The sequence below is a fragment of the Paenibacillus sp. E194 genome, from assembly GCF_000935845.1.
GTDB classification, from domain to species: domain Bacteria; phylum Bacillota; class Bacilli; order Paenibacillales; family Paenibacillaceae; genus Paenibacillus_B; species Paenibacillus_B alvei_B.
Genome location: NZ_JMDX01000027.1, coordinates 1 through 23363 on the forward strand (window position 1 = coordinate 1; position 23363 = coordinate 23363).

At 47.5% G+C, this 23363-nt stretch carries 15 protein-coding genes and 2 pseudogenes; 5 read left to right on the forward strand and 12 right to left on the reverse strand.

Annotation, left to right across the window (positions count from 1 at the left end; genetic code table 11):
* The first annotated feature begins 3 nt into the window (after window positions 1-3).
* Both AZ66_RS05850 and AZ66_RS05855 read left to right on the forward strand, forming a co-directional pair.
* Window positions 4-1032 (forward strand): AraC family transcriptional regulator, encoded by a 1029-nt coding sequence (locus tag AZ66_RS05850; RefSeq protein WP_331436884.1) that lies wholly within the window; start codon window positions 4-6, stop codon window positions 1030-1032.
* Between the two features lie 35 nt (window positions 1033-1067).
* Entirely contained in the window at window positions 1068-1280 is a 213-nt protein-coding gene (locus AZ66_RS05855) for a hypothetical protein (RefSeq protein ID WP_044353990.1), read from the forward strand.
* 190 nt (window positions 1281-1470) lie between these two features.
* Here AZ66_RS05855 and AZ66_RS05860 read toward each other — a convergent pair whose 3' ends face one another.
* The 4 genes and pseudogenes from AZ66_RS05860 to AZ66_RS05875 all read right to left on the reverse strand — a co-directional run bounded on the left by AZ66_RS05860 (window position 1471) and on the right by AZ66_RS05875 (window position 7307).
* Complete coding sequence (locus tag AZ66_RS05860) at window positions 1471-2967, reverse strand: FGGY-family carbohydrate kinase (protein WP_231586749.1); 1497 nt, start codon at window positions 2965-2967, stop codon at window positions 1471-1473.
* Window positions 2968-2971: 4 nt separating this feature from the next.
* Window positions 2972-3751, reverse strand: a complete 780-nt coding sequence (locus AZ66_RS05865; RefSeq protein WP_231586750.1) for an NAD-dependent protein deacylase — start codon at window positions 3749-3751, stop codon at window positions 2972-2974.
* 208 nt (window positions 3752-3959) lie between these two features.
* Window positions 3960-6267, reverse strand: a pseudogene (locus tag AZ66_RS05870) (thiamine pyrophosphate-dependent enzyme).
* Between the two features lie 29 nt (window positions 6268-6296).
* Complete coding sequence (locus AZ66_RS05875) at window positions 6297-7307, reverse strand: 2-oxoacid:acceptor oxidoreductase family protein (RefSeq protein WP_044353991.1); 1011 nt, start codon at window positions 7305-7307, stop codon at window positions 6297-6299.
* 1121 nt (window positions 7308-8428) lie between these two features.
* On the opposite strand from AZ66_RS05875, the gene AZ66_RS05880 reads away from it, so the two are divergent.
* Entirely contained in the window at window positions 8429-9520 is a 1092-nt protein-coding gene (locus tag AZ66_RS05880) for an acyltransferase family protein (RefSeq protein WP_021260635.1), read from the forward strand.
* 285 nt (window positions 9521-9805) lie between these two features.
* Complete coding sequence (ilvD, locus tag AZ66_RS05885; protein WP_044353992.1) at window positions 9806-11491, forward strand: dihydroxy-acid dehydratase; 1686 nt, start codon at window positions 9806-9808, stop codon at window positions 11489-11491.
* A 121-nt stretch (window positions 11492-11612) separates the two neighbouring features.
* Here the strand turns inward: ilvD and AZ66_RS05890 are convergent.
* The 7 genes and pseudogenes from AZ66_RS05890 to AZ66_RS05920 all read right to left on the reverse strand — a co-directional run bounded on the left by AZ66_RS05890 (window position 11613) and on the right by AZ66_RS05920 (window position 19858).
* Window positions 11613-12157 (reverse strand): annotated as a pseudogene (locus tag AZ66_RS05890) (dihydrofolate reductase family protein).
* Window positions 12158-12421: 264 nt separating this feature from the next.
* Window positions 12422-13390, reverse strand: coding sequence for an ABC transporter ATP-binding protein (locus AZ66_RS05895; protein WP_021260638.1), 969 nt, complete (start codon window positions 13388-13390; stop codon window positions 12422-12424).
* Window positions 13387-14370, reverse strand: a complete 984-nt coding sequence (locus AZ66_RS05900) for an ABC transporter ATP-binding protein (protein ID WP_044353994.1) — start codon at window positions 14368-14370, stop codon at window positions 13387-13389. The genes AZ66_RS05895 and AZ66_RS05900 overlap by 4 nt, the downstream gene beginning before the upstream one ends.
* A 9-nt stretch (window positions 14371-14379) precedes the next feature.
* The gene (gene opp4C / locus AZ66_RS05905; protein ID WP_044353995.1) at window positions 14380-15300 is read right to left on the reverse strand and encodes an oligopeptide ABC transporter permease; all 921 of its coding nucleotides are present in this window, start codon (window positions 15298-15300) and stop codon (window positions 14380-14382) included.
* A gap of 16 nt (window positions 15301-15316) precedes the next feature.
* Entirely contained in the window at window positions 15317-16273 is a 957-nt protein-coding gene (locus AZ66_RS05910) for an ABC transporter permease (protein ID WP_044353996.1), read from the reverse strand.
* An 84-nt stretch (window positions 16274-16357) separates the two neighbouring features.
* Entirely contained in the window at window positions 16358-18088 is a 1731-nt protein-coding gene (locus AZ66_RS05915) for an ABC transporter substrate-binding protein (protein ID WP_044353997.1), read from the reverse strand.
* 519 nt (window positions 18089-18607) lie between these two features.
* Window positions 18608-19858 carry a polysaccharide deacetylase family protein gene (locus AZ66_RS05920; RefSeq protein ID WP_231586751.1) on the reverse strand — a complete coding sequence of 417 codons (1251 nt, stop codon included), beginning with the start codon at window positions 19856-19858 and terminating at the stop codon, window positions 18608-18610.
* A gap of 318 nt (window positions 19859-20176) precedes the next feature.
* Between AZ66_RS05920 and AZ66_RS05925 the strand changes: the two genes are divergently transcribed.
* The gene (locus AZ66_RS05925) at window positions 20177-21337 is read left to right on the forward strand and encodes an AI-2E family transporter (RefSeq protein ID WP_044353998.1); all 1161 of its coding nucleotides are present in this window, start codon (window positions 20177-20179) and stop codon (window positions 21335-21337) included.
* Between the two features lie 61 nt (window positions 21338-21398).
* Here AZ66_RS05925 and AZ66_RS05930 read toward each other — a convergent pair whose 3' ends face one another.
* Window positions 21399-23285: a penicillin-binding transpeptidase domain-containing protein gene (locus tag AZ66_RS05930; protein WP_231586752.1), complete on the reverse strand. Its 1887-nt coding sequence runs from the start codon at window positions 23283-23285 to the stop codon at window positions 21399-21401.
* Window positions 23286-23363: the final 78 nt, after the last annotated feature.

A 23363-nucleotide genomic window follows, 5' to 3' on the forward strand; every position in this document is an offset into this window, starting at 1 on the left:
CATATGGACTTATGTGACTCTACTATCATTTTCATGCTACAATACAATTATTGGACACGCAAGGAGGATCTCATTATGACTGACTGCCTTAATTATGAAGCGGCAGAGGCAGCAACTGCTACAATGATCGATGCAGAGGCTAGTTCCGTCAGCGCTCTAGAGACCTATACGGTTGCATCAAATCCAACCTACGTCGAACAAGAAGGAATACGCGTCCTATTTTCAGGGGAAAGCCAGACCGTCCCCTCTCATAAGGTCGGCCCTAAACTTTACGACTACTATTTGCTTCATCATATCATGGATGGACAGGGGAACTTTTCAACGGAAACGAAAACTTACGAGCTTCAGGCCGGAGATGCGTTCCTCATCGCGCCCGGACGCCTCGTCAGCTATGAATCCGATGCAGCGAAGCCATGGAAATACTGCTGGATTGCCTTTCAAGGCAGTTCCGCTGATGACCTCGTAGGCCGTGCTGGCTTCTCGGAGCAAACCCCCATTATTCGTGCAGACGATCGCATGGATGTTCCCTATCAGATGAAGCATATTACTACTGCATTTCAAGAGCGAAGTGTAGCAGCCGATCTGATTGCACACGGGTGTCTCCATCTCATTATGGCGAAATATGCAGGCATGCAGCGGCAATTGGATGACACGAATAGGCTGCGTCCCGAGTCTGAAATGCAGCAGACCGTACGGCAGGCTATCCAGATGATGTCTACTCAATATGCGCATCCATTATCCATCGAGCATATCGCGGAGAGTTTAGGGTACAGCAGGGCCTATTTTTCTCGCATATTTAAGCGGATAACGGACATGACACCTGTTACCTTCCTGTTGAAGCTGCGCATCGATAAGGGCCGCCAATTGCTTCGAGAACGTCCTGATCTAACGGTTGAGCATATAGCCGCCTCGGTCGGCATCCCTGATGCGCTCTATTTTTCGAGACAATTCCGGCGGTTCTATGGGCAGCCTCCTACAACCTATCGCAATCAAGTTATGCAGCCCGACAGCACTTATCAGCGTAAATCTTAGTATGGATGTACACCAAGAATTAGGAGGGAACACCTATGAAAAGACTGAGCATCAAGGAAGAGTGGGAGCAGCAGGCGCGCTTAGCGGAATCCAGCCGCAAGGAGGCTGCATCCAAATCCATTTCGCAGCTTATTCAAGACCTTACGAATACTGGTGGAGTCTACGTACAGAATCACAAGCAGACTAGTGCAGTTGGCGAGCTGTTCCGCCGCGCGGTAGATAAGCTGAATCCAGCTCATAAATCCTAATCTATCTAACAAAAAGGAGCGTCGCCCTGTTGAACAGAAAAAAGCAACGCTCCTTATTATGTGAATGACATATCCACTCTAATGCTGTAGTTGTTTCAATGCTTTCGATATGGACTCTTATCGTTATTGCTTCCAAGTTATGTTATGAATCCAGCTCTATCGTTCCACGCCGATGGAACTTTCATTTCTCTTAATGGATCGCTACATCCCGCACAACGCTTTTGCGACAGGCATATAGCGTGAGTCGTATACCTGTTGATAACGAAGGTGACGCTCTGCATGAGGATGATAGGTGTCCACGCCTCGACTTTGCATCGCCTGACGCACTTCCTCTGCATGGGCATAATACCCGCCCCCAAGTGCAAGCTGCGCATGCAGCGCCAAGCATCGTCGCCTCCTCAATAGGCGGCACGACAAGCGTTGCATTCGATATATCCGCCTTCATTTGCAACCATGCAGGAAGCCTTGTCCCGCCTCCAACCGCGCACATATTGCGAATCTCATGCTCCGAATTGCGTTCCGCACTTTGACGAATCATCTCCAGCTGATAAGCCGTACCTTCAAATACTGCCCGCAATAGCTCCTTCTTGCCATGCGACTTAGACAGACCGATAAAGGCAGCACGTGTCTTCGAATTCGGATAAGGAGCTCCGCTTCCTGACAGATACGGGAAGAACAGCGCTTCCCCCGGGCCGTCGTTCACATCGTTCATGAACTGCTTAATCTCTTCGTAGGATAATGCCTCATCGGCAAGCTGTCTGCGAATCCATTCCACTGCACCGCCTGAAGAAGCATTGCCCCCCATCCAGAAGTGATATCCCGGCACAACGTGATAGCCATAGGATAATCCGGTATCAAACTCGGCTTGTCCGAGTGGTCGCCTCGCGATTGTGCCAACGAGCGTCTCTGCTGTTCCCATAGAAACATATACATCTCCCGGTTGCACAGCCCCAACTGCAAGTGCTGCACAGACATGATCATGCCCGCCAATTGCAACTCGTGTATGGGTAGACAGACCAAGAGCTCCAGCTACCTCCGGCGCTACAGTTCCTAGGGGTGTGCCGCTTGGCAGAACTTCCGGGAAAATCTGCTCGTCCAATCCGAAATGCCGAATCCACGGGACATCCCAGCTGTCCGTCTTCATACTATATGCAAATGTTCGCGTCGCAAGCGATGGGTCGAAGGCCATTGCACCAGTTAATCGGTATGCAATATATCCTGATACGGACAGCCACACAGCCTGCTCGAACATACCCGCAGCTCGATCCTTCAGCCAGAGCAGCTTCGGCAATCCATGCTTGAACGATAGGTGCAAGCCTGTACGTTGGAACAGCTCCAACGGCGTTCCTTCTTGACGAATCCGCTCCGCTTGCTCGGAAGAGCATGTGTCGAACCACGGCAGGAGCGGAGATTGCACCTTTCCTGTATGACGGTTCACGAGCAGTCCACTCTCCGCCATGCTCGTAATCCCGATATAATCAACAGGAACTTCACCGTGAGCATCAATTAGCTCGCGAACCATTTCGGATACGTCATTCCACATCGCATCTGGATCATATACAACGTAGCCTTCATTTGTATCTACGGTAACGGTTGGACGACTCGCTTGTCCTAGAAGTCTGCCTGACTCATCGAATAGTCCGACCTTGCGATTGGTCGTCCCGAGGTCAACCCCAATCATGCGCATAGGGCTATACCTCTTTCCCTGTCATCTTGTAATATGCGAGTGTGAACAATTTCCCCATTGGTTCACGATATACCGCATCCGCATGTCCATCCATGCTCGTCGCCGTCCGATTCATCAGCACCAGCTTCGCCTTCGTTGCTAATCGAACAAAGCTGGCCGCTGGCTGCACAGTAAGCGAAGTACCGCCCACGATTAACAGATCCGACTCCCGGATCCGTTCAATCGCTCTTGAGATAACCGAATCATTCAACTGCTCTTCATACAGTACAACATCAGGCTTCAATGTCCCTCCGCATTGCTTGCAGGAAGGGATAACGTGTTCACTGTTCAACACTGCATCCAGTCCATATTCCGCTTCGCAAGCGGTGCAGCGGTTCCGGTGCACCGAGCCATGAAGCTCCCATACTTCCTTGCTGCCTGCTGCTTGGTGCAGTCCATCAATATTTTGTGTGACGACTGCTGACACGATACCATCCTCTTCTAGCCGGGCCAATGCACGATGTGCTCCATTCGGCTTCGCAGATGGATGCAGCATCTTCGCGCGATAGAAACGATAGAACGTCGCCGGATCACGATCATAGAAGGAGCGGCTAAGCATGACTTCCGGAGGATATCGGAATGCCTCATCATCCGCAAATACCCCATTGTCCGATCGGAAATCGGGAATCCCGCTCTCTGTCGATGTTCCTGCTCCGCCAAAAAAAACAACATGCCTGCTGCTGCGCAATAAGTCTGCCAGCTCCTCTGCATGAGCATGAAGAATAGGATTCATTTGTTCTGTCATCGTCGTCGCTTCCTCCCTTTTCCACCTAAATAGTTCAATTTTAAGTATACCGTACCTATTCTTCTAGGGAAAGATTTCAGGGGCGGCATGTGCGATCCCTCACTGACAAGCTATTCTTCTGCTCCTACGAAGAAGGCCTGAGAAGGCATCAAGTACAGATGCGTTCTCAGGCCTATATGGATCGAGTAAAATAGTTTAACCTAGCCTATTATAGATACGGGTTCTCGCTCTTCGCCTTGAGCACATTCCAGCGCCGCTCTACTTCATGCTCGAACGACTGCAGCGCCTCCGCATTCTCCGGCTTGCTCATATGCTTCGTCTTGCCCATCATAACCAGCCATTCGAGTAGCGGAACTTTCTTATTCTTATCCTCCGGATTGTACGTAATTGTGGTAACCCCTTGTTCCACTTCATACAACGGGAAGAAGCAGGAATCTACGGCCGCATTGACAATCTGTGTGCCCAGCTTGTCTTCGGACAGCCAGTTAAGAGGACAGGTAATTAAAATTTTGCCGTATACAAGCCCCTCATTCTGAGCATACCATTGTGCTTTAGCCGCCTTCTTAAGCAAATCCTGTGGGAATGCTTCACTGCCTGTGAAGACATATGGAATGTTCGTTGCCGCCATAATTTGCGCGGTATCCTTATGATGGAACATCTTGCCCGCCTGCACCTTGCCTACGTTAGAGGTGGAAGTGCGGTGGCCAAGCGGAGTCGAATAGGACAATTGCGCCCCCGTATTCATGTAACCTTCATTATCGTATTCCAAAATTATCATCTTATGATTGCGCAGAGCCGCTCCAATCGCCGGCCCCATACCGATATCCATCCCGCCATCCCCTGTAATCATCACAAACGTGAAATCATCTGGCAGGTTCAGGTGATCCAGCTCACCGCGCCGCTTCCGTTCCCAGAACATTTCAACGACTCCAGACAGCGTTGCTGCCCCATTCTGGAACAGGTTGTGAATATATGTCGCCTTGTGGGCAGAGTAAGGATACCCGGTTGTGACAACCATTGCGCATCCTGTATGGAACAGTGCTACAATATCCCCCTCGATCCCCTTGAAGAACAGCTCAAGACCGGAAAAGATGCCGCAGCCTGGACACGCACCGTGGCCTGGAGCAATTCGCTTCGGCTTCTTCGTCAATTGACGCAGCGGCGGAACGCGGACGCTTAGCTTACCGGACTCTTCGTCCTGCTTTACCGTAATTAGACCTGTCTTCAAATCTTCATATTTCATCGGTTCAATGACACGCTGCGGGGCCTTGGCTTGGGTCACCAGGCGTATGACCATGGTAATCGAATGGCTTCTCCACATACCCCTTCTGTGCTGCCTCAATGGCACACTCGAACAGTGCATGACCATCCTCAGCATAGAAATCCTTGCCGCCAAGCCCGTAAATACGGCTGATAATCATCGTATCACGATTACCATGCGTGAACAGTGCTGACTTCACTTCATTGACCATATTGCCGCCGTGACCGCCATAAGAATCAGCACGGTCTCCCACTGTCACGACTTTAATATGAGCCAGCGCATCCGCTATCTCCTTCGCTGGGAATGGGCGGATGATGTTCGGTGATATGGAACCGGCTTTAATTCCCTGTTCCCGAAGCTGATCGACGACATCCTTAATAATTTCCGCTGCGGAATTAAGCAGGAATACAGCTACTTCTGCATCCTCCATTCGATATAAATCCAGAATCGGATAATCTCGTCCCGTCAGCGCAGCATATTCGGTACGGATGCGATCGAACACCTCTTCTGCCTTGTACATAGCCATGGACTGTTGATAGCAGTTATTAATATAATCCGGCTCGTTCATATAAGGCCCTACCGTGATCGGATTATTACGATCCAGTGTATCAGCGAATCCGCGCACAGGCTGTTCGCCAACGAAGCGATGCACGTCCTCTCGCTTGGCGAAGGTCTGAACACGCCGCTTCTGGTGCGAGGTGAAGTAGCCATCGAATGCAACTAGCACTGGAAGCCGAACCTCCGGATCCTCTGCAAGCTTAAGCGCCATAATGTTCATATCGTACACCGCTTGTGGATCTCGGCAGAGCAGAATCGGCCAGCCTGTATTCAGTGCAAAGTACAAATCCGAATGATCCCCATGGATGTTCAACGGACCCGATACGGAGCGGCACACTAAATTCATGACCATCGGGAATCGCGTACCTGATTGGACAGGCATTTGTTCAAGCATATACATGTATCCGTTCGCACTCGTCGCATTGAATACCCGTCCACCTGCAGTTGAGGCTCCATAGCATATTCCTGCCGATCCATGCTCACCGTCTGCTGGAATTAGCTTAATGTCATGCTGTCCGTTCGCCTTCATTAGATCAAGGAATTGTGCCACTTCTGTTGATGGCGATATCGGAAAATAGCCCATAATATGATAATTAATTTGATGTGCGGCATATGCAGCCATTTCATTGCCTGACTCATACACCATCCGCTGCTCAACCGTACCGCCGGTCACTTCTTTTTCATACTCAATTGCCATAGCCACTCATCCTCCTTACCTTCTATCTATCAATGGCGTGCAGCCAGCTCGAACATATGCGGAACACGATGTTCATCCGCATATCCATCCTCTTCCCGCTCATCGGTCAATGCTTCTGTAGGACATGCATATACACATTTCAAGCAGCCTTTGCAATATTGATAATCAATGCCTTGGAGGAACATTTGCGGTCGACCCTTCTTGTCCGGCTGTTCTTCCCACACAAAGCAAAAATCAGGGCACACATTATCGCAGGCCGCGCAATGAATACATTTGTCTGAGGCAAAGTGCGGCATCATACCGGCACGAGAGATGCTCAGATCCTTTAAGATGGAGTTGCCTGGATTCACGACGGTACCGCCGATAGGCTGCGTCTCATAGCCAAGCGCTGGCGTATCCCAACGAATAGGCTTCGGCAGCAGAACCCCCTCAGGGAAGGAAAATGACTGGAATTTCACTTCATCATATCCACGTTGGAACGTATTCAGCGCTGGCTGAACCGCCCCCGGATATTTTGTCTCCAGTGATTTGCGAATAACGCTCTTCATCTGCTCCGCATCCAAGAACTCGCATAAGCGGAACAGCGCGCCGAGCATCGCCATATTCACGCGATTTTTCTCTTCCAATGCAATTCCGATTGCATCGACAACCGCAATAGTTCCACCCGGCAGCTTCAGCTTCTCCTTCAGTTCCTCAGGAGATTTGGCAGAGTTGACGAGTATGAGGCTGTCCTCATAAATGCCGCTAGTTACATTGACTGTCTTGTATAAAGACTCATGAAAAACACCCACGATATGAGGACGTTCTACTGGTGTCGTATCCCGGATTAGCGTTTCTGGCATACAGAACCGGATGTGCGCCTTAACGGGAGAACCCTTTTTCTCTGATCCATATGAGGAAAAGCTGACGCCGTTCAAATCGCTGCCGGTAACTCCAGCTTCCGCCAGCATTTTGCCGGCCAAATTCGCTCCAAGCCCCCCGATTGATTCCAATCGGATTTCAAAAAAACCTAGATCATTTACTTTAGGCAGTGTAACCATGTAGGCACTCCTTTCCTAACTGCTCCTCCCCTACGGCGCTTACAGCGCTGGGAGCAGAACCTTTGTCGTTATGTGCAGCTGTCTCCTAGACAGATAGAACCGAAAATGGTGGAGGTTGTTCGCATCGTCCGCATTGATTTGCAGGATGCAGGTTAACTCAGACTGAGTTCGGGCAGCAAAATACACCACTTTACCCGCACTAAATGTGACGAACCAGTTCTAAGTGTTCTGCGCTGCACTACGAATGCACCACAAATGAAACATTGGGAACTCGCACTTGTTACGGTATGACAAAATGGTAAGTCTGATGGAATGGTACAAAGTATGATTTATGTCACTAATGACTAAGGGTAAATTGACCAATCGATGAAATGTGAATAATGAATTGACTGCAATCTAATAGAAAGAAAAGACTAGACAGCCCAGATGCGTGGTAATGTGAGAATGAGAATCCAATAGATCCTTAAAAGGTTGAGGTGAAATGTCGAGCAATGCCATGCATGATCATGCACGCATACGGATTAGATAACCTGTGCCGAAGTAAGATTTGATTTCAAAAAATTATGATCTGCCTCAAATAAAGGCATGTGTCATAGTTCGTAACATATATGCTAGAGGTCTATTATGTTATGACTGTCAGGGCACAATCATGACTAATTGAATCGCATGCGAGCCGATGAAGAGCAGCTCTCTTAATGTTGGGGAAATACTATGTTTCTATCCATAAAAGGAATATACCAATACTAGCAAAACTAGCAAATACCCGCAGCCCCAGATTCAGAAGGAGTACGGTTGTCACGAGTTATTACGAATCAAATTTCGCACCAAAAATTGGTAGCGGTTGCAATTGTCATCTCCCTTCTTTTCTTGTAGAAATGTGCTCTATTACGGCTTATCATAACCCTATATTTGCCAACTAGTCAACTGAATTAAGCAGTCTTAACTGCCTGCAAACAATGGGCACAATTGAAAGCGTTATTTGTGATTAACATCACAATGTATGCTTACCTTCTATGTTACGTTGAATCTATAAATGACAGCTAATGAGCTCGCCGGCTTACGGTGCCATATTCAAAGAGAAATCCGTAAACCGACTACACCTAGGTAAGGAGGGAACCATCATGCGGGAGCACCTTAGTATCCCCACCGCCCCCGGATGCGGGCCGTCAACGTTAACGAAAAGTGGAGAGACGTTCGGCTTAAATTTGCGATTTCTACTAATTGTATGCGTCTTTGTCGGCAATGCGATTGAACCACTCATCATGCGCATGCCTGAGATGAAAGCTATTTTCCTTTGGATTTTCACGTTCCACATGCCTTTATTCGTGTTCGTCACGGGATATTTTGCACGCAGCAATCTAAACGGTGCGGCAGGTATTCGTATCCTGAAGCAAATCGCACTTCAATATATTATTTTTCAAACGATTTACTCGCTGCTTGATTATCTTGTGTTTCGCGTACCTGGAATTAGTCATTCCTTTTTCATTCCATATTTACTGCTCTGGTTCTTAGTCGGCCATCTATTCTGGAGACTTATGATGAAAATGTTCACACGTTTTTCGATAAGTCATCCACTGCTTATCTCCATTGTACTAGGATTTCTAGTCGGCTTTCTGCCGCTCCAGGGCGCATGGCTCGGCATTTCTCGTTCTGTCGTCTATTTGCCGTTCTTCGTTATTGGGTACACATTCTCTTATGAGCGATTTCGGGCATGGCTGACACCGTTCGTGCGGTATATAGGGATTGCCATATCCATGGCACTGCTTGTCGTGCTCTACGTGATGTCTGAGCCTATTAATCCTATCTGGTTCATGAATCATATGACCTTCCATGAGCTTGGATGGACACAGTCCGGTTGGCTTGCCCTATTCAACCGTACCGTCATCTACTTGACGCAGATAGTAGCGTCCACTGCCTTCTTGGCTTGGGTGCCAATACGGGAAACTCATTTAACAAACTTAGGCAAGCGAACTTTGTACGTGTTTCTCCTCCACGGGCTAATTATTCGATTCGTCGTGCTGACAGGTGTATATGCCCATATTACGTCAGGCTTGAGCGCAGCACTGCTGATTGCAGCGTCTATTGCCGGTGCTGTTCTGCTGGCGCAGCCGCAGGTTACGGCATGGCTCCATCCGATTATTGAGCCGAAGTGGGATGCGATTGCAGGGTGGATACGCCATAAGCTGTTCCGCGCGAAAATCAAGCACAGCTGATCGATTATACTTGCTGTCACATACGAGCTGATTTCGGCTCACAATCATTGTCCAAACACCGCGAGAATCTGCATTTTTGCATGCTGTTTTCTTGCGGTGTTTTTGTGCGTGCAACAGCGTGTTCGCCTAGAATGGATTGGTAGAAAAACCCCAACACTTGTGATAGACTACTAAGAAACCCATTGGCAACCATTAGAAATATAAGTAGTTAATCTATTAATCATGAATTAGAAAAATAGGACTCGTCCCGCGCGACGGGAAGGACATGAGATGGAGGTTTACCATATGACAGCCAAAAAGATGCGCTCAGACATGATTAAAAAGGGCTTTGATCGTGCGCCTCACCGCAGCTTGCTGCGTGCCGCAGGCGTTAAGGAAGAAGATTTCGACAAGCCGTTCATTGCAGTATGCAACTCGTATATCGATATCGTTCCCGGTCATGTACATTTGCAGGAATTCGGTAAAATTGTAAAGGAAGCCATTCGCGAAGCCGGCGGCGTTCCATTTGAATTCAATACCATTGGCGTCGATGATGGGATTGCCATGGGCCATATCGGCATGCGCTACTCGCTACCAAGCCGTGAGATTATCGCGGATTCCCTTGAAACCGTTGTATCCGCACACTGGTTCGACGGTATGGTATGTATTCCGAACTGTGACAAGATTACACCAGGTATGATTATGGGAGCATTGCGCGTCAACATCCCGACTGTATTCGTCAGCGGCGGGCCAATGAAGGCTGGTAAGGATTCCAACGGCCGCTCCATCTCCCTCTCCAGCGTGTTCGAAGGTGTTGGTGCTTATCAAGCCGGCAAGATTGACGATAAAGGACTTCAAGAATTGGAGCAGTATGGTTGTCCAACATGCGGATCATGTTCCGGCATGTTCACAGCTAACTCCATGAACTGCTTGGCAGAAGCACTCGGAATTGCACTTCCGGGCAACGGAACGATCCTTGCTGTAGCGCCTGAGCGCCGTGAATTCGTCAAGAAATCCGCGAAGCAGCTAATGAGTCTCATTGAGAAGGACATTAAGCCGCGCGACATCGTAACAATGGAAGCTATCGACAATGCCTTTGCCGTTGATATGGCCATGGGCGGTTCCACAAATACGGTGCTTCATACGCTTGCTATCGCAAGAGAAGCTGGCTTTGAATATCCAATTGAACGTATTAACGAAGTAGCAGCGCGTGTGCCTCACTTGGCCAAGATTGCGCCTGCTTCCGATTATCATATTGAAGATGTGCACAACGCTGGCGGCGTCAGCGCGGTTCTGAACGAGCTGTTCAAGAAGGAAGGCGCCCTCCACGGCGAGTGCATTACCGTAACAGGCAATACATTGCGTGAGAATGTGTCAGACAGCCCAATTCTCGATACCGATGTGATTCACACCTTGGATAAGCCGCACAGTGAACGCGGCGGCTTGGCCGTTCTGTTCGGCAATCTGGCTCCGGAAGGCGCGATTGTTAAGGTCGGCGCGGTTGATCCGTCCGTTGGCGGACATCACATGGGCCCTGCAATCTGCTTCGACTCCCAGGACGAGGCATTGGCTGGTATAGCGAACGGCAAAGTCAAGGAAGGCCATGTAGTAGTCATCCGCTATGAAGGCCCTAAGGGCGGTCCAGGCATGCCTGAGATGCTTGCTCCAACCTCGCAAATTGTCGGCATGGGCTTAGGCGCTAAGGTAGGCCTGATTACAGATGGACGCTTCTCTGGTGCTTCCCGAGGCATCAGCATTGGTCATATCTCGCCTGAAGCAGCAGAAGGCGGCCCAATCGCCTTCGTTGAAGATGGAGATATTATTGAACTCGACCTTAACAACCGTAAGATCGAGCTTCAAGTGTCCGATGAAGAGCTTGAGCGCCGTCGTGCTGGCTGGAAAGGCTTCGAGCCGAAGGTGAAGTCCGGCTATCTCGCGCGCTACTCCAAGCTCGTTACGAATGCAAGCCAAGGCGGCATTTTGAAGATCTAATTCTATTTATTATACGTATTGTTGCAATATAGAAGCCCGCTCTAGTATACAGAGCGGGCTTCTTGTTCATCGAAAATAAGTTATAGACTAGACAATGATAGTTGATAATAGATATGCAATATTATGTTCTATAGATTAGTTGTACAACGCCAGAGGAGAATGTTCTTGAATGAATCAACTTTACATTCAACCTCTGTTTTATATCCATAAACAACGGTTTCCCTTCACCCAAAATAACAGGGTGAACTGATAATCTGAATTCATCAACAAGACCCAAACGGATAAAGGTTGTAATAAGGCTTGCTCCACCATACAGCCAGATGTCTTTACCAGGCATATTTTTTAATGTGTTTACTTCTTCAAGGATATTGTCATTTATGAATATGGCTTGATTATCAGTTCCTTTTTGCGTCTTGGAGAACACATACTTTTTTTACTGTGCACGAGTTCCCACATTTCTTTTTCAGCTTCCGTACTTTCGCTTCCTGGCGTAAATTGTCCCCATAAATCATAACTCTTTCTTCCATACAAAATCGTATCAATTTGATGCAAGAAATGAGTAAACCCCATCTCAGCATCCATCATGCACCAATCTACTTCTCCATTCTTCCCTTCAATAAAACCATCTATCGTAACGGCTAAATCAAGAATTATTCTTCGCCCCATAAATGGCCACCCTTTCATTGATTTGTTTCCCTCATTATAGACCTTAATGATGTCATCCTCTGTCATATTACTAAAGGAAATGGCAGCTTTTAAACTTTACTTTTTGCCCATAGTTTTAACGCCACCTCACGAGCCTAGTACTTTTTCTCGGTCTATTTCTTTGTTTAAGATGGACATTTCCTTATTTACTTCCTGCCAGCGGACGCAAAACAGGCTGCCTCATCTTGGATGAGACAGCCTGCAAATTAATGAGAATTATTCAATTTAGACCAAATGACAAGCAACCTGATGGCCGCCGCCCATATCGCGATATTCCGGAACTGCCTGTTTACAGATGTCTGTCGCAAACGGACAGCGCGTATGGAACTTACAGCCGGATGGCGGGTTCGCCGGGCTTGGAATATCCCCTTGCAATACGATCCGATCAGGCTTGCGTGTTGGATCTGGTACAGGCACTGCAGACAGCAATGCCTTCGTGTACGGATGAAGCGGATTTCTGAACAACTCATCACGAGGAGCCATCTCAACGAGCGAGCCCAAGTACATAACCCCGATACGGTTGCACAAATGCTCAACGACCGACAAGTCGTGAGAAATGAACAAGTACGTCAGGTTCTTCTGCTCTTGCAGATCACTCAGCAAGTTAATGATCTGTGCCTGAATCGATACGTCGAGCGCCGATACCGGCTCATCCGCTACGATAAATTCAGGGTTCAGCACCAAGGCGCGCGCAATCCCGATACGCTGGCGTTGACCACCAGAGAATTCATGAGGGTAGCGATCGATATGGTAAGGAGCAAGACCGCAAATCGTCAAAATTTCTTTGACCCGATCACGCACTTCGTTCTTCGAAGATATGCCGTGGTCAATCAAGGCTTCGCCAATTGCATCGCCGATCTTAATACGCGGGTTCAAGGAGCTGTACGGATCCTGGAACACAAGCTGCATCTTGGGACGCATTTTGCGAAGTTCCTTTTTCGACAAGTCATGAATCTCTACGCCGTTGAACAATACTTGTCCTTCCGTCTTGTCGAGCAGGCGAAGAATCGTACGACCTGTAGTCGACTTACCGCATCCGGATTCCCCTACGAGACCAAGCGCTTCCCCTTTATTCAAGCTGAAGGACACGCCGTCAACCGCACGAACATGGCCTACCGTTTTGGATAAAATACCGCCCTGTATGGGGAAGTATTTTTTCAAATTGTCTACTTGTAGCAACGGTTGTTGACTCATTGTACGTCCCCTCCCTTTTCATACAGCCAGCATGCTGTCTTATGTTTGTTGTCATACACTTTAAGCTGAGGCTGCTTATCCGTACAGATGGACATGCAATGCTCGCAACGATCATTGAAATAACAGTTCTCTCCGAGTTCAACAGGGTTCGGAACCTGTCCCGGAATCGTATATAGACGCTCCATACGCTCATTGATGACCGGCTTTGCCTTCAAGAGACCTTGCGTATATGGATGCTTCGGATTTTTGAACAGCTCAAGCACAGGAGCTTCTTCAATCACTTTACCTGCATACATAACGACAACATGGTCAGCCATTTCCGCTACGACACCAAGGTCATGCGTGATCATCATAATCGCCGTATTGAATTCCTTCTTAATGTTGCGCATCAAGTCCAAGATCTGTGCTTGAATCGTTACGTCGAGCGCTGTTGTCGGCTCATCCGCAATGAGAAGCTTCGGATCACAGCTAAGCGCAATCGCGATCATAATCCGTTGACGCATACCACCGCTAAGCTCATGCGGATATGCATCGAAGATTTGTGCCGCGCGTGGAATGCCGACCAGTTCGATCAGCTCAATCGCGCGCTTTTTAGCTTCCTTCTTCGTAACGCCTTTATGCAGCAGAATCGGTTCTGTCAGCTGTTCCCCGATCGTAAATACCGGGTTCAGAGACGTCATCGGCTCCTGGAAGATCATCGCGATTTCGTTACCGCGGATCTGGCGCATTTCACGTTCCTTAATTCCAAGCAAGTCTTTTCCATTATATAAAATTTGACCGCCCTCCACCTTACCTGGAGGAGAGACGAGACGCATAAGAGACATCGCTGTAACGCTTTTCCCGCATCCGGATTCACCAACGACACACAGTGTTTCTCCTTCTTTAATCGAGAAGCTGACATCATTGACCGCTCTTACGACGCCACTGCTAGTATAGAAATTCGTCCGCAAATTGCGAAATTCGATCAAGTTATTTGACATAACGTATCCCTACCTCTTCATTTTCGGATCGAGGACGTCCCGCAAGCCGTCACCAATGATGTTAATCGCAATTACTGTCATGAAAATACATACGCCCGGCGGAATCCACAACCATGGACGCTTCTGGAAATCAATCAAGTTGTTCGCTGCCGTAATCATGTTCCCCCATGATGGCGTCGGCGGCACAACCCCTAGACCCAAGTAACTCAATACCGACTCTTGCAGAATTGCACCCGCAACCGTCAATGTCGCTACGACAATGATGATCGGAATCGTGTTCGGCAGCAAGTGACGGAAGATTTTGCGACGGTCACGCAGACCGAGTACTTCTGCCGCTTGCATGAACTCTTGTTCACGAAGCATCAAGATCTGTCCGCGCACGAGACGGGACAAGCTCGGCCAGCTCATGAATCCAAGCAGGAACATAACCACGTAAATCCGCTGACCCGGCGGAACCTTCATATCTGATAGTACCGCACCAAGAATGACCAAGAGCGGCAAACTAGGAATCGACATCATAATATCTGCTAGACGCATGATGATGGAATCAACCCATCCGCGATAGTAACCTGCAAGTGCACCTAGTGTACTACCGATTGTGACAGAGATAATCATCGCAACGAGACCGACGATCAAGGATACGCGGCCTGCGAGCATAACCCGCAGCAGGATATCGCGTCCCAGGTTGTCCGTACCAAGCCAGTGGGTAGCGGAAGGGCCTTTATTTTTCATTGGGCCCATCGTATCCAAGGAATATGGCGAGAACAGCGGACCAATAAAGCAAATAATGAACATCAAAAGTACAACGACAATTCCGCCCATTGCGAATTTGTTCTTGCTAAGTTGCTTAAATGCCAACCTCCACGGGGAAGCAGGCTTCGTCTTCGATGCAGCTGTTGCAGCTGCAGAATTAGTAGCAGTTTGAGACACGAGCTTTTTCCCCTTTCTATTTCATGCGTACACGTGGATCAGCCACGCGGTACAGCACGTCAGCTAAGAAGTTACCTACAACAGTGAGCAATGCCAAGAACATCGTGAAGCCCATCAACAAGAAGTAGTCACGCGACGTGATTGCTTCCAAGTTAATGCGGCCGATCCCCGGCCAGTTGAAGATTTTCTCTGTAATCATTGCGCCACCGAACAATCCCGGAAGCTCGATCCCCAGCAACGTAATTGCAGGCAGCATTGCGTTGCGAAGCGCGTGTTTGAAAATAACCGTTCTTTCTTTCAAGCCTTTCGCACGTGCCGTACGGATATAATCCTGACGGATAACCTCCAACATGCTCGTACGGAAATAACGTGTAAGCGATCCTACACTCAGTGCAGTCAGCACGATGACTGGCAGCATTAAATGATGAACCAAATCCCAGAAGTGCGCCAATCCGGTAGCTTCACTTCCGGAGGTGTACATTCCGCCAACAGGGAATATTTTGAAGTCGACAGCTAACGCTTTAATTGCATATAAGCCAACAAAGAACGATGGCAATGACATTAAGGCAAATACGAGAAACGTAACTACCCCATCAAAAAAGGAATATTGCCTGATAGCAGAAAATACACCGACAAGAATTGCTATTGCCCATGATAAAACTAATACGATTGCAGCGATCATAAAGGAATTCCACATATACCGATTAAGTACAGTTGTAACCGGTTGCTTATGCTGTATCGACATCCCCAGATCTCCCTTGAGTGTGTTGCTCGCCCAAGTGAAGTAACGCTCAGTAAGCGGCTTGTCCAACCCGTGAATCGCTTTAAGTTCAGCAGCGCGCTCTTTGGAAATCGTCGGGTTCGAATCGATAAAGTTACCAGGTGCCAATGCAAACACGGCGAACAGGATAACGGATACCCCTATTATCGTAGGAACCAATTGTAACAGCCGCCGAATGGCGTATTGCTTCATAATTATTCCTCCTAGCTTTATATAAGCCTAAATGCCCAGCCCGGAGGCTGAGCATTTTGCAGGCATCATTCATTTGCCTTGCGGCTATTGAATTTGCAATTGTGGCAAGCTGTACGTGAAGTTGCGGTATGGCGACATATCGAAGCCTTGCAAGCGAGCGTTGTTCGCCCACATATCACGACGTTGGTACAAGAAGATGTAAGGAAGATCCTCATTCAACTCTTTATACAGTTCTTTAAAGACCTCTTTGCGTTTTTCAGTGTCTACCATTGCTCCAGCTTTCGTGAACAACTCATCAACCTTCGGATTGGAGTATCCAACATCATTCTGGGAACCGCCAGACTTGAACACATTTTCACCGGATTGCGGATCTGGTGTTAAGCCCCACGCCAAGAACATCATGTCGAAATCGCCTTTTTTACGCTTGTCTACAGCCGCATTGAAGTCCATTTGTTCTGCAACGAATTCGATGCCAAGCTCTTTGTAGCTTGCTTGAGCAAGCGGAATGATTGCATCATTTACAGGGTTTGGAGTAGTCGCTGTGAACGTAATCTTGAATTTCTTGCCGTCTTTCTCACGAATGCCGTCTCCGCCAACTTTCCAGCCTGCTTCATCCAGCAATTGTTTTGCTTTTTCCAAATCGAAATCGTACTTATTCACATCATCTGTGTACGCCCAAGATACTTTGGATTGCGGAACGTTCAGAACGTCTGCATAACCTTGGTATACCGCATCAACGATTTCCTTACGGTTCAAACCGTATGTCAATGCTTGGCGAACACGCTTGTCCTTAAATTGGTCATGCTTATGGTTAAACGCGATATAACCGTAGCTGTTCGCTGGGAACAAGTTAACGTCAACGAACCCGAATTCTTTCAATTGCTCAATTGTATCTTTGTTAACATCGATGAAATCCATATCCGTTTCGCCGGCTTGCATCAATTGCACATTCGTTTCCGGCGTCGTGAATTTGTAGATCAATTTCTCGATTTTAGGTTTGCCTTGGTAGAACAGCTCGTTTGCTACCAATACTGCCTCTTGACCTGGAGTAAACTTTTCAAGCTTGTACGGCCCATTGCCGACTGGAATCGTGAACAGGTCTCTCATGTAACCAAGGTTACCTTGCTTGTAATCCTTGCCGTAGATTGCTTTAGGAAGCACGCCTACGGAACCGATAGATGAAAATGCCAATGCGTTAACTTCGGTCGTCGTCACTTGAATCGTGCGCGGATCCAACACTTTAATGCCTTCGATAGATGTTGCTTTTCCTTCTTTATACTCTTTGCCGCCCTTGATATGAGCGTCCTTGATAATGTCGGTAGGACCGTCATAGGACTTGTCGTGCAATACAGTCAAGCTGAATGCTACGTCATCCGCAGTCAACGGAGTATTATCACTGAACTTCAGGCCGTCACGCAATGTGAACGTGTATACAAGATTGTCTGGGGAAATTTCCCATTTTTCTGCAATGCCTTCCTTATAAGTACCGTCCTTGTTCACTTCGATCATGCTGGTGAATATGGTAGTATTAATAAAGTTATCGTATGCCGTTTCACCATACAATGGATTGAAAATACCGCTCGGCGCTGTGATGCCGATAATCATGGTGTCCTTACGGTTCTTTGCAAGCTCTGGAGACAAGGATGCATCCGAAGCTTTAATCAAGCCATCGGTTACCAATTCTTCAGCAGGTTGTTCTGTCGTTTGGCCGGAAGACTTGTCCGAACCTTCAGAGGAACTTCCACCTCCGCAAGCGGAAAGGATAAGCGTCAAGGACAACAGTAAGCAAATCATGGTGCTAAGACTTTTCTTCACAACATTCTCCCCTTATTTCTTAGATGTCATTTATAATTAGTATAAAAGTTGTATACATATTACCTAGTTAGCTTCGAATGTTCGGCTATATACTCTTTTATAGAACATTGGTCAATAAAATAAGAAAGAATGACCAATTCCTCAGCAAGAGACGAATATTTTTTCATAATACTACTTGATAATTTCGTATTTGTAAATGCTTATGTCAGCTTTACCTTAAAAGATTTTAATTTTCATTCGATAACTTTTTTTATCAATCATAGGAAAATCATCTCAAAAAATCAAACTATTTTTATACTAAAAACGGAAATCTGATCCTATTTCACTATATTGTATCCCCTCAGTGGATAACTGTCTACTTATTCCTCTCAGAATGTTCATTTCTGCATTTTTATTTTCTTGCATAAAAGTTGCATAAATACTCAATCCAATAAAGAGTACAAAAAAAGCTCTGAAAAGTGAACAAAGTCATTTTTCAAAGCTTTAAATCAGATGTTATAATTTGGTAAATATTTCGAATTATAACGGATGTGCAACGTTCTCTACTTTCTTATCGACGAGCACAAGCCGCTCAGATGCATTCGCATCAAATGCATAATTTCTATCTCTTCCATATCGCGATAACAAGGTTTCTGTCGACATGATAATCAACTTCGGAATCATCTGTTCCGCTTGCTGCTTCAATCGATTCTGTCCCTGTGGATGAATAATGCTCATCAGAAGCCGCAAGTATCTCCGAGACACCCAGGAGAATAATCCTCTTGGCAAATCTCGTACCGTAAATCCGAATTGCTCGGGCCCGCGGTGCATCATACTTACTCCGTATAATGCCTTCACATTCGCCCGCAAATTCTGATCGCTTAACACATAATCAGCAAGCTCCGGCAGCGTACGTTCTACGGAACGTATCATCTGAATTGCAATTTGCATCGCACTTCTCGACCGATGACCAATATCATATAATAGTCGATTGTCGAAATGCAGTTCCAACACAAGGTCATTATGCTTCAATTCTACTCCGTCATCTAAGACTACGGCCTTTCCGTGATATGGACGAACACGGAAATGAAATACAGGCTGTTCATGGTTCGTTGTCTTCAACGCAAAGACGGAGTGGAAGGCTTTCTCATAGAGAAACCAGAGACGTACGACCATGCGTCTAAACAAGCTTGGATTCTTCATCCGGGCTTGATCGGTCAATCGAATGAGCTCATCGATACGGACGCAGCGCAGCTCGCGCTTCTCCGCTTCGTCTAGGAATCGTTCCAATGCAGCTAGCATATTCGCTGGTGCTTCCCGATCCGCCCCAAGTGTAAGACCGCAATCATGCAGCAGCAGAACTTCCCCACCCCGACATCGCTTCATCATACGCCGATACAAGCGTTCGGCGCCAAGCTTCTTCCGCCAATCCCCGAATAGAACAGACCACAATATAATTTGCAAGTGGCCCAGGTTGCCATAATCAAATAGATTGACAATCCCCCAAGGCGGTCGATAATAGTTCGATCGCTTGCCAGTTACAGATTCAATAATGTCTGACGTTTTGCGGATTTGTCGTTTCACCGTTTTTGGGCGCATCAGCCAGTTGGACTTATGAACATAATTGTGAATGCCAATTAGATGACCCTCATCGTGCATTCGCTTCAGCACATCTAGGTGCTGCTCTGCGTGGATGCCAACCACAAAGAATGTTGCCTTAGCATTATATTTCTTCAACAGGTCTAACAGCTGAGGTGTATAGATCGGATCTGGACCGTCGTCGAATGTCAACGCCAGTTCCCGTTCTGTACGTCCCTTCTGAAAGACACGGAATCCAAACAGGCGGCTGATTATGCCAGGGAGAAACGCATAAAACGTCAGGATGTAAAAACCCCCATAATAAAATGAATTCCACCATCCCAGTTCCCCGTTTCTTGTTTACTTGATAAAATGCGATGTTCTCAAGCTCTTTCAACTTGAACATGTACGTATACTTACTCTACGTATGAACAGTTATTATTGTAACATAATGAACAAAGAATAGGCACGGGAAATCGTTTCGTGTACAATGATTATCATATTGTTATTTGGTGAAAAGGAGTCTGTTCTATGATTGCATTTTACCGTAAGTATTGGCGGACAGCATTTGATATCGCCTTGTTGATTTTGACTGCATATTTAATCATGTACACGTTTAGCTATTTGTACTCGATAGCCGCCCCTATTTTTCTAGCCTTCATCGTGTTCATGTTCATCGAACCGCTGGCGGCATTTCTTCACCGACGGGGAATGAGGAAAGCTATCGCTTCGGCCATCTCCGTCTTATTATTCGTACTTGTCATTCTAGGGGCCATGTTTGGACTCGGTTTTATTCTCGTGCATCAAGCAATCGAGCTGCAAGCCAAGCTGCCTTCCTATATTAAGGCAGTTCAGAGTGAATTGGTGAACATCGCCACGTACTTGCAGAACCGGTATGAATCACTGCCGCCTGATGTATCTGGCCGCATCAATGAATATGCCGGCAACGCTGCCCAGCATATTTCCGAATTTATCGTCGGATTGCTGAGCCTGCTCATTAAACAAATAACATCCTTCTCGACGTTTACGCTGAACTTTGCCATCGCTATCATCCTTGGCTATTTCCTCAGCATCGAGATTGATACTTGGCGCAGAGTTGCCCGCAATAAAACACCGCGCACGTTTCTTAAAGCCTACATATTTCTAAAGGAAAATGTGCTGAAGGGGTTATCTGCTTACTTAAAGGCTCAACTGAAGCTGATTTCCGTTACCTTTGTCATTGTGTTTATCGGTCTGCTTGTACTTGGCGTGAGCAATTCCTTCTTAGTCGCTTTATTGTCGGCAATTTTTGATTTACTGCCGCTCTTAGGGATTCCATTTATCTTTATCCCTTGGATCGCCTACCTGCTCATTATCGGGAATACATCGCTAGCCATTGGACTTGCTGTCGTTATGGGCGTCACCCTTCTAATCCGGCAAATTCTTGACCCTAAGATTACGGGAACATCGCTTGGGGTATCCGCATTTACGATGCTGTCCTTCATGATCGTGTCCATGTCATTGTTCGGGGTTATCGGCATCGTCATGTCCACCGTCCTCTTGATCCTAATAAAAGCTCTTTACGATCAAGGTTATTTAAAACGTTGGATTCGTATGCCTAAAGAAGAATTTGTATCTGGACATCCATTTGACAATACTTCTCCAGATCAAAGTGAGGACAATAAAGATAACGGAGAACCAAAGAACAAGTAGAAACCAAGATACCTTTTTGATATGAAATAGCAGGCCATTCTTCCTTGAGGAGATTGGCCTGCTATTTATGTGGAGGCTGTGCAGCCAGCACATCCATTACAGCTCGGAATACCTCTGTTGCCTTATGCGAAGTGCCAGATTGGTCATCTTCGCTGACGACACTCACCGCATACTTCGGCTTCTCAACTGGGCCGTACCCTACAAACCATGTATGTACGTTAGCCGTCCCAAATGCCTCAGCTTGGGCAGTACCACTCTTGCCTGCAACGTTCCAGGAAGCCTGTTTAAGCGATTGCCCCGTACCGTACTGGACGACATCCACCATCATTTTCATTACGTTGCGGGCTGTCTCCAGCTTCATCACACGCTCCTTTTTGACTTGTACAGGGAATCGAACGATCGGCATCCCTGTGGCATACTGCACTTCCTGAATCAATCGTGGTGATCCGAAGTTTCCATTCTGAAGCAGCGTTACGACGAAGTTGGCTGCAGCCAAAGGTGTCAATCGAACATTCCGCTGCCCGATACCAGATTGAGCTCGTTCTCCGCCCGACACATTCCCTGGCTGTACATTGCCAGGAAATATTCGACTCTCTTCCTCACCTTCGAAGTGCCGCAAACTCCGGTGGCCCATCCCATCATCCGAAACCATACCAACAAATCCGCTTAGCCCCATTGTCTTGGCATAGTTCAATAGCTGCTGCCCTGTTAATCGTTCTCCCAGCTCAGCAAACACTTCATTGCATGACTCTGCCAATGCCTCGCGCAATGTCAACGTACCATGCCCTTCCGGCAGCCAGCACGCTAGACCATACTTCCCATAATGCCCATCGCAGTTAAAACGTTCATTCAGTTGCGCTAGCCCTGCTTCCATTGCAGCAGCCGCAATGAACAGCTTATAGACAGAACCCGGAGGGAGGGCCTTGGTCGCCCGATTGTTCCACGCCGCCTTCTCCGGCTCAATATGATAAGGATCTGCGGCAGGGCGAGACACCATCGCCACCACATCCCTTGTTGCTGCATCAAGGACGACTACCGATCCCTTCTCAATATGATACCGATCAAGTACTTGCTCAATAGCAGCTTCGATTGTCTGATCCGTGGTCGTAATAAGCCTTAATGGATAATATGGATTATCAGGATGCCGCAAGCGCACATCGAGTCCATGCAGCGGCAGTTGACTTGCATCTGTATAATGGACGACTGTCGTGGCGCCCAATCCCTTGAGCAATGGTTCAAACGATCGTTCCAAACCCGATACACCAACAATACTTGAATCAGCATTGTTGCCACTCTTCTTGAAATGCTCATTGTTCGATGTATCCGTCATATCCGCAATAGCCCCTACCCATTGCGGAGTATGCTGACGAAGCGGATATCGAACCGTATATGGAAGTACCCGAATCCCTTCCCAATCCGATATTCCAATTTGTCCGGCCTGCTCTGTACTCAGCTCGAAGGGCAATTTATTATCCTTTTCATTTGGCCAAATGTAAGGTTCGGTAAGCTCCTCCCATCGACGCCGAACCTCTTGTTCTGACTCGTGCAGCCAAAGCGCCATGCTCCGAACTGCATCGGTACGAATAGCATTTTTATTCACTGGGAAGAGGACAAGGGCTTTCACAATTTGCCCCGTATACGGTCGCCCAGCCCGATCTACGATCGAGCCACGTCCATCATCCAGCACTACACCACGTGCCCGTTGAATGACGGTGCGCTGCAGAACGGTATGGACACCATCATCCGCCTTGCTGTGCACGAACAATAGCTGGAGCCAGCCCAATCTAACAATATAGATTCCGATCATTACGGTAATGGCAAATGCGAGCAGAACAAGCCGATTGTACATGAGCTTCTGCCGCTTCGAACGTTGGCGCGACAACACTTCATCCACCTCCTTCTCCACAAACGAAGTCCGTTTCTTCTTATCAGTACCATTACTGCCCACTTCTCCTTATGCATAACCACAAGCGCTGGATCATGCGCCAACCTATCCTTTTGATCACACCTACTCGGCATTATTTCT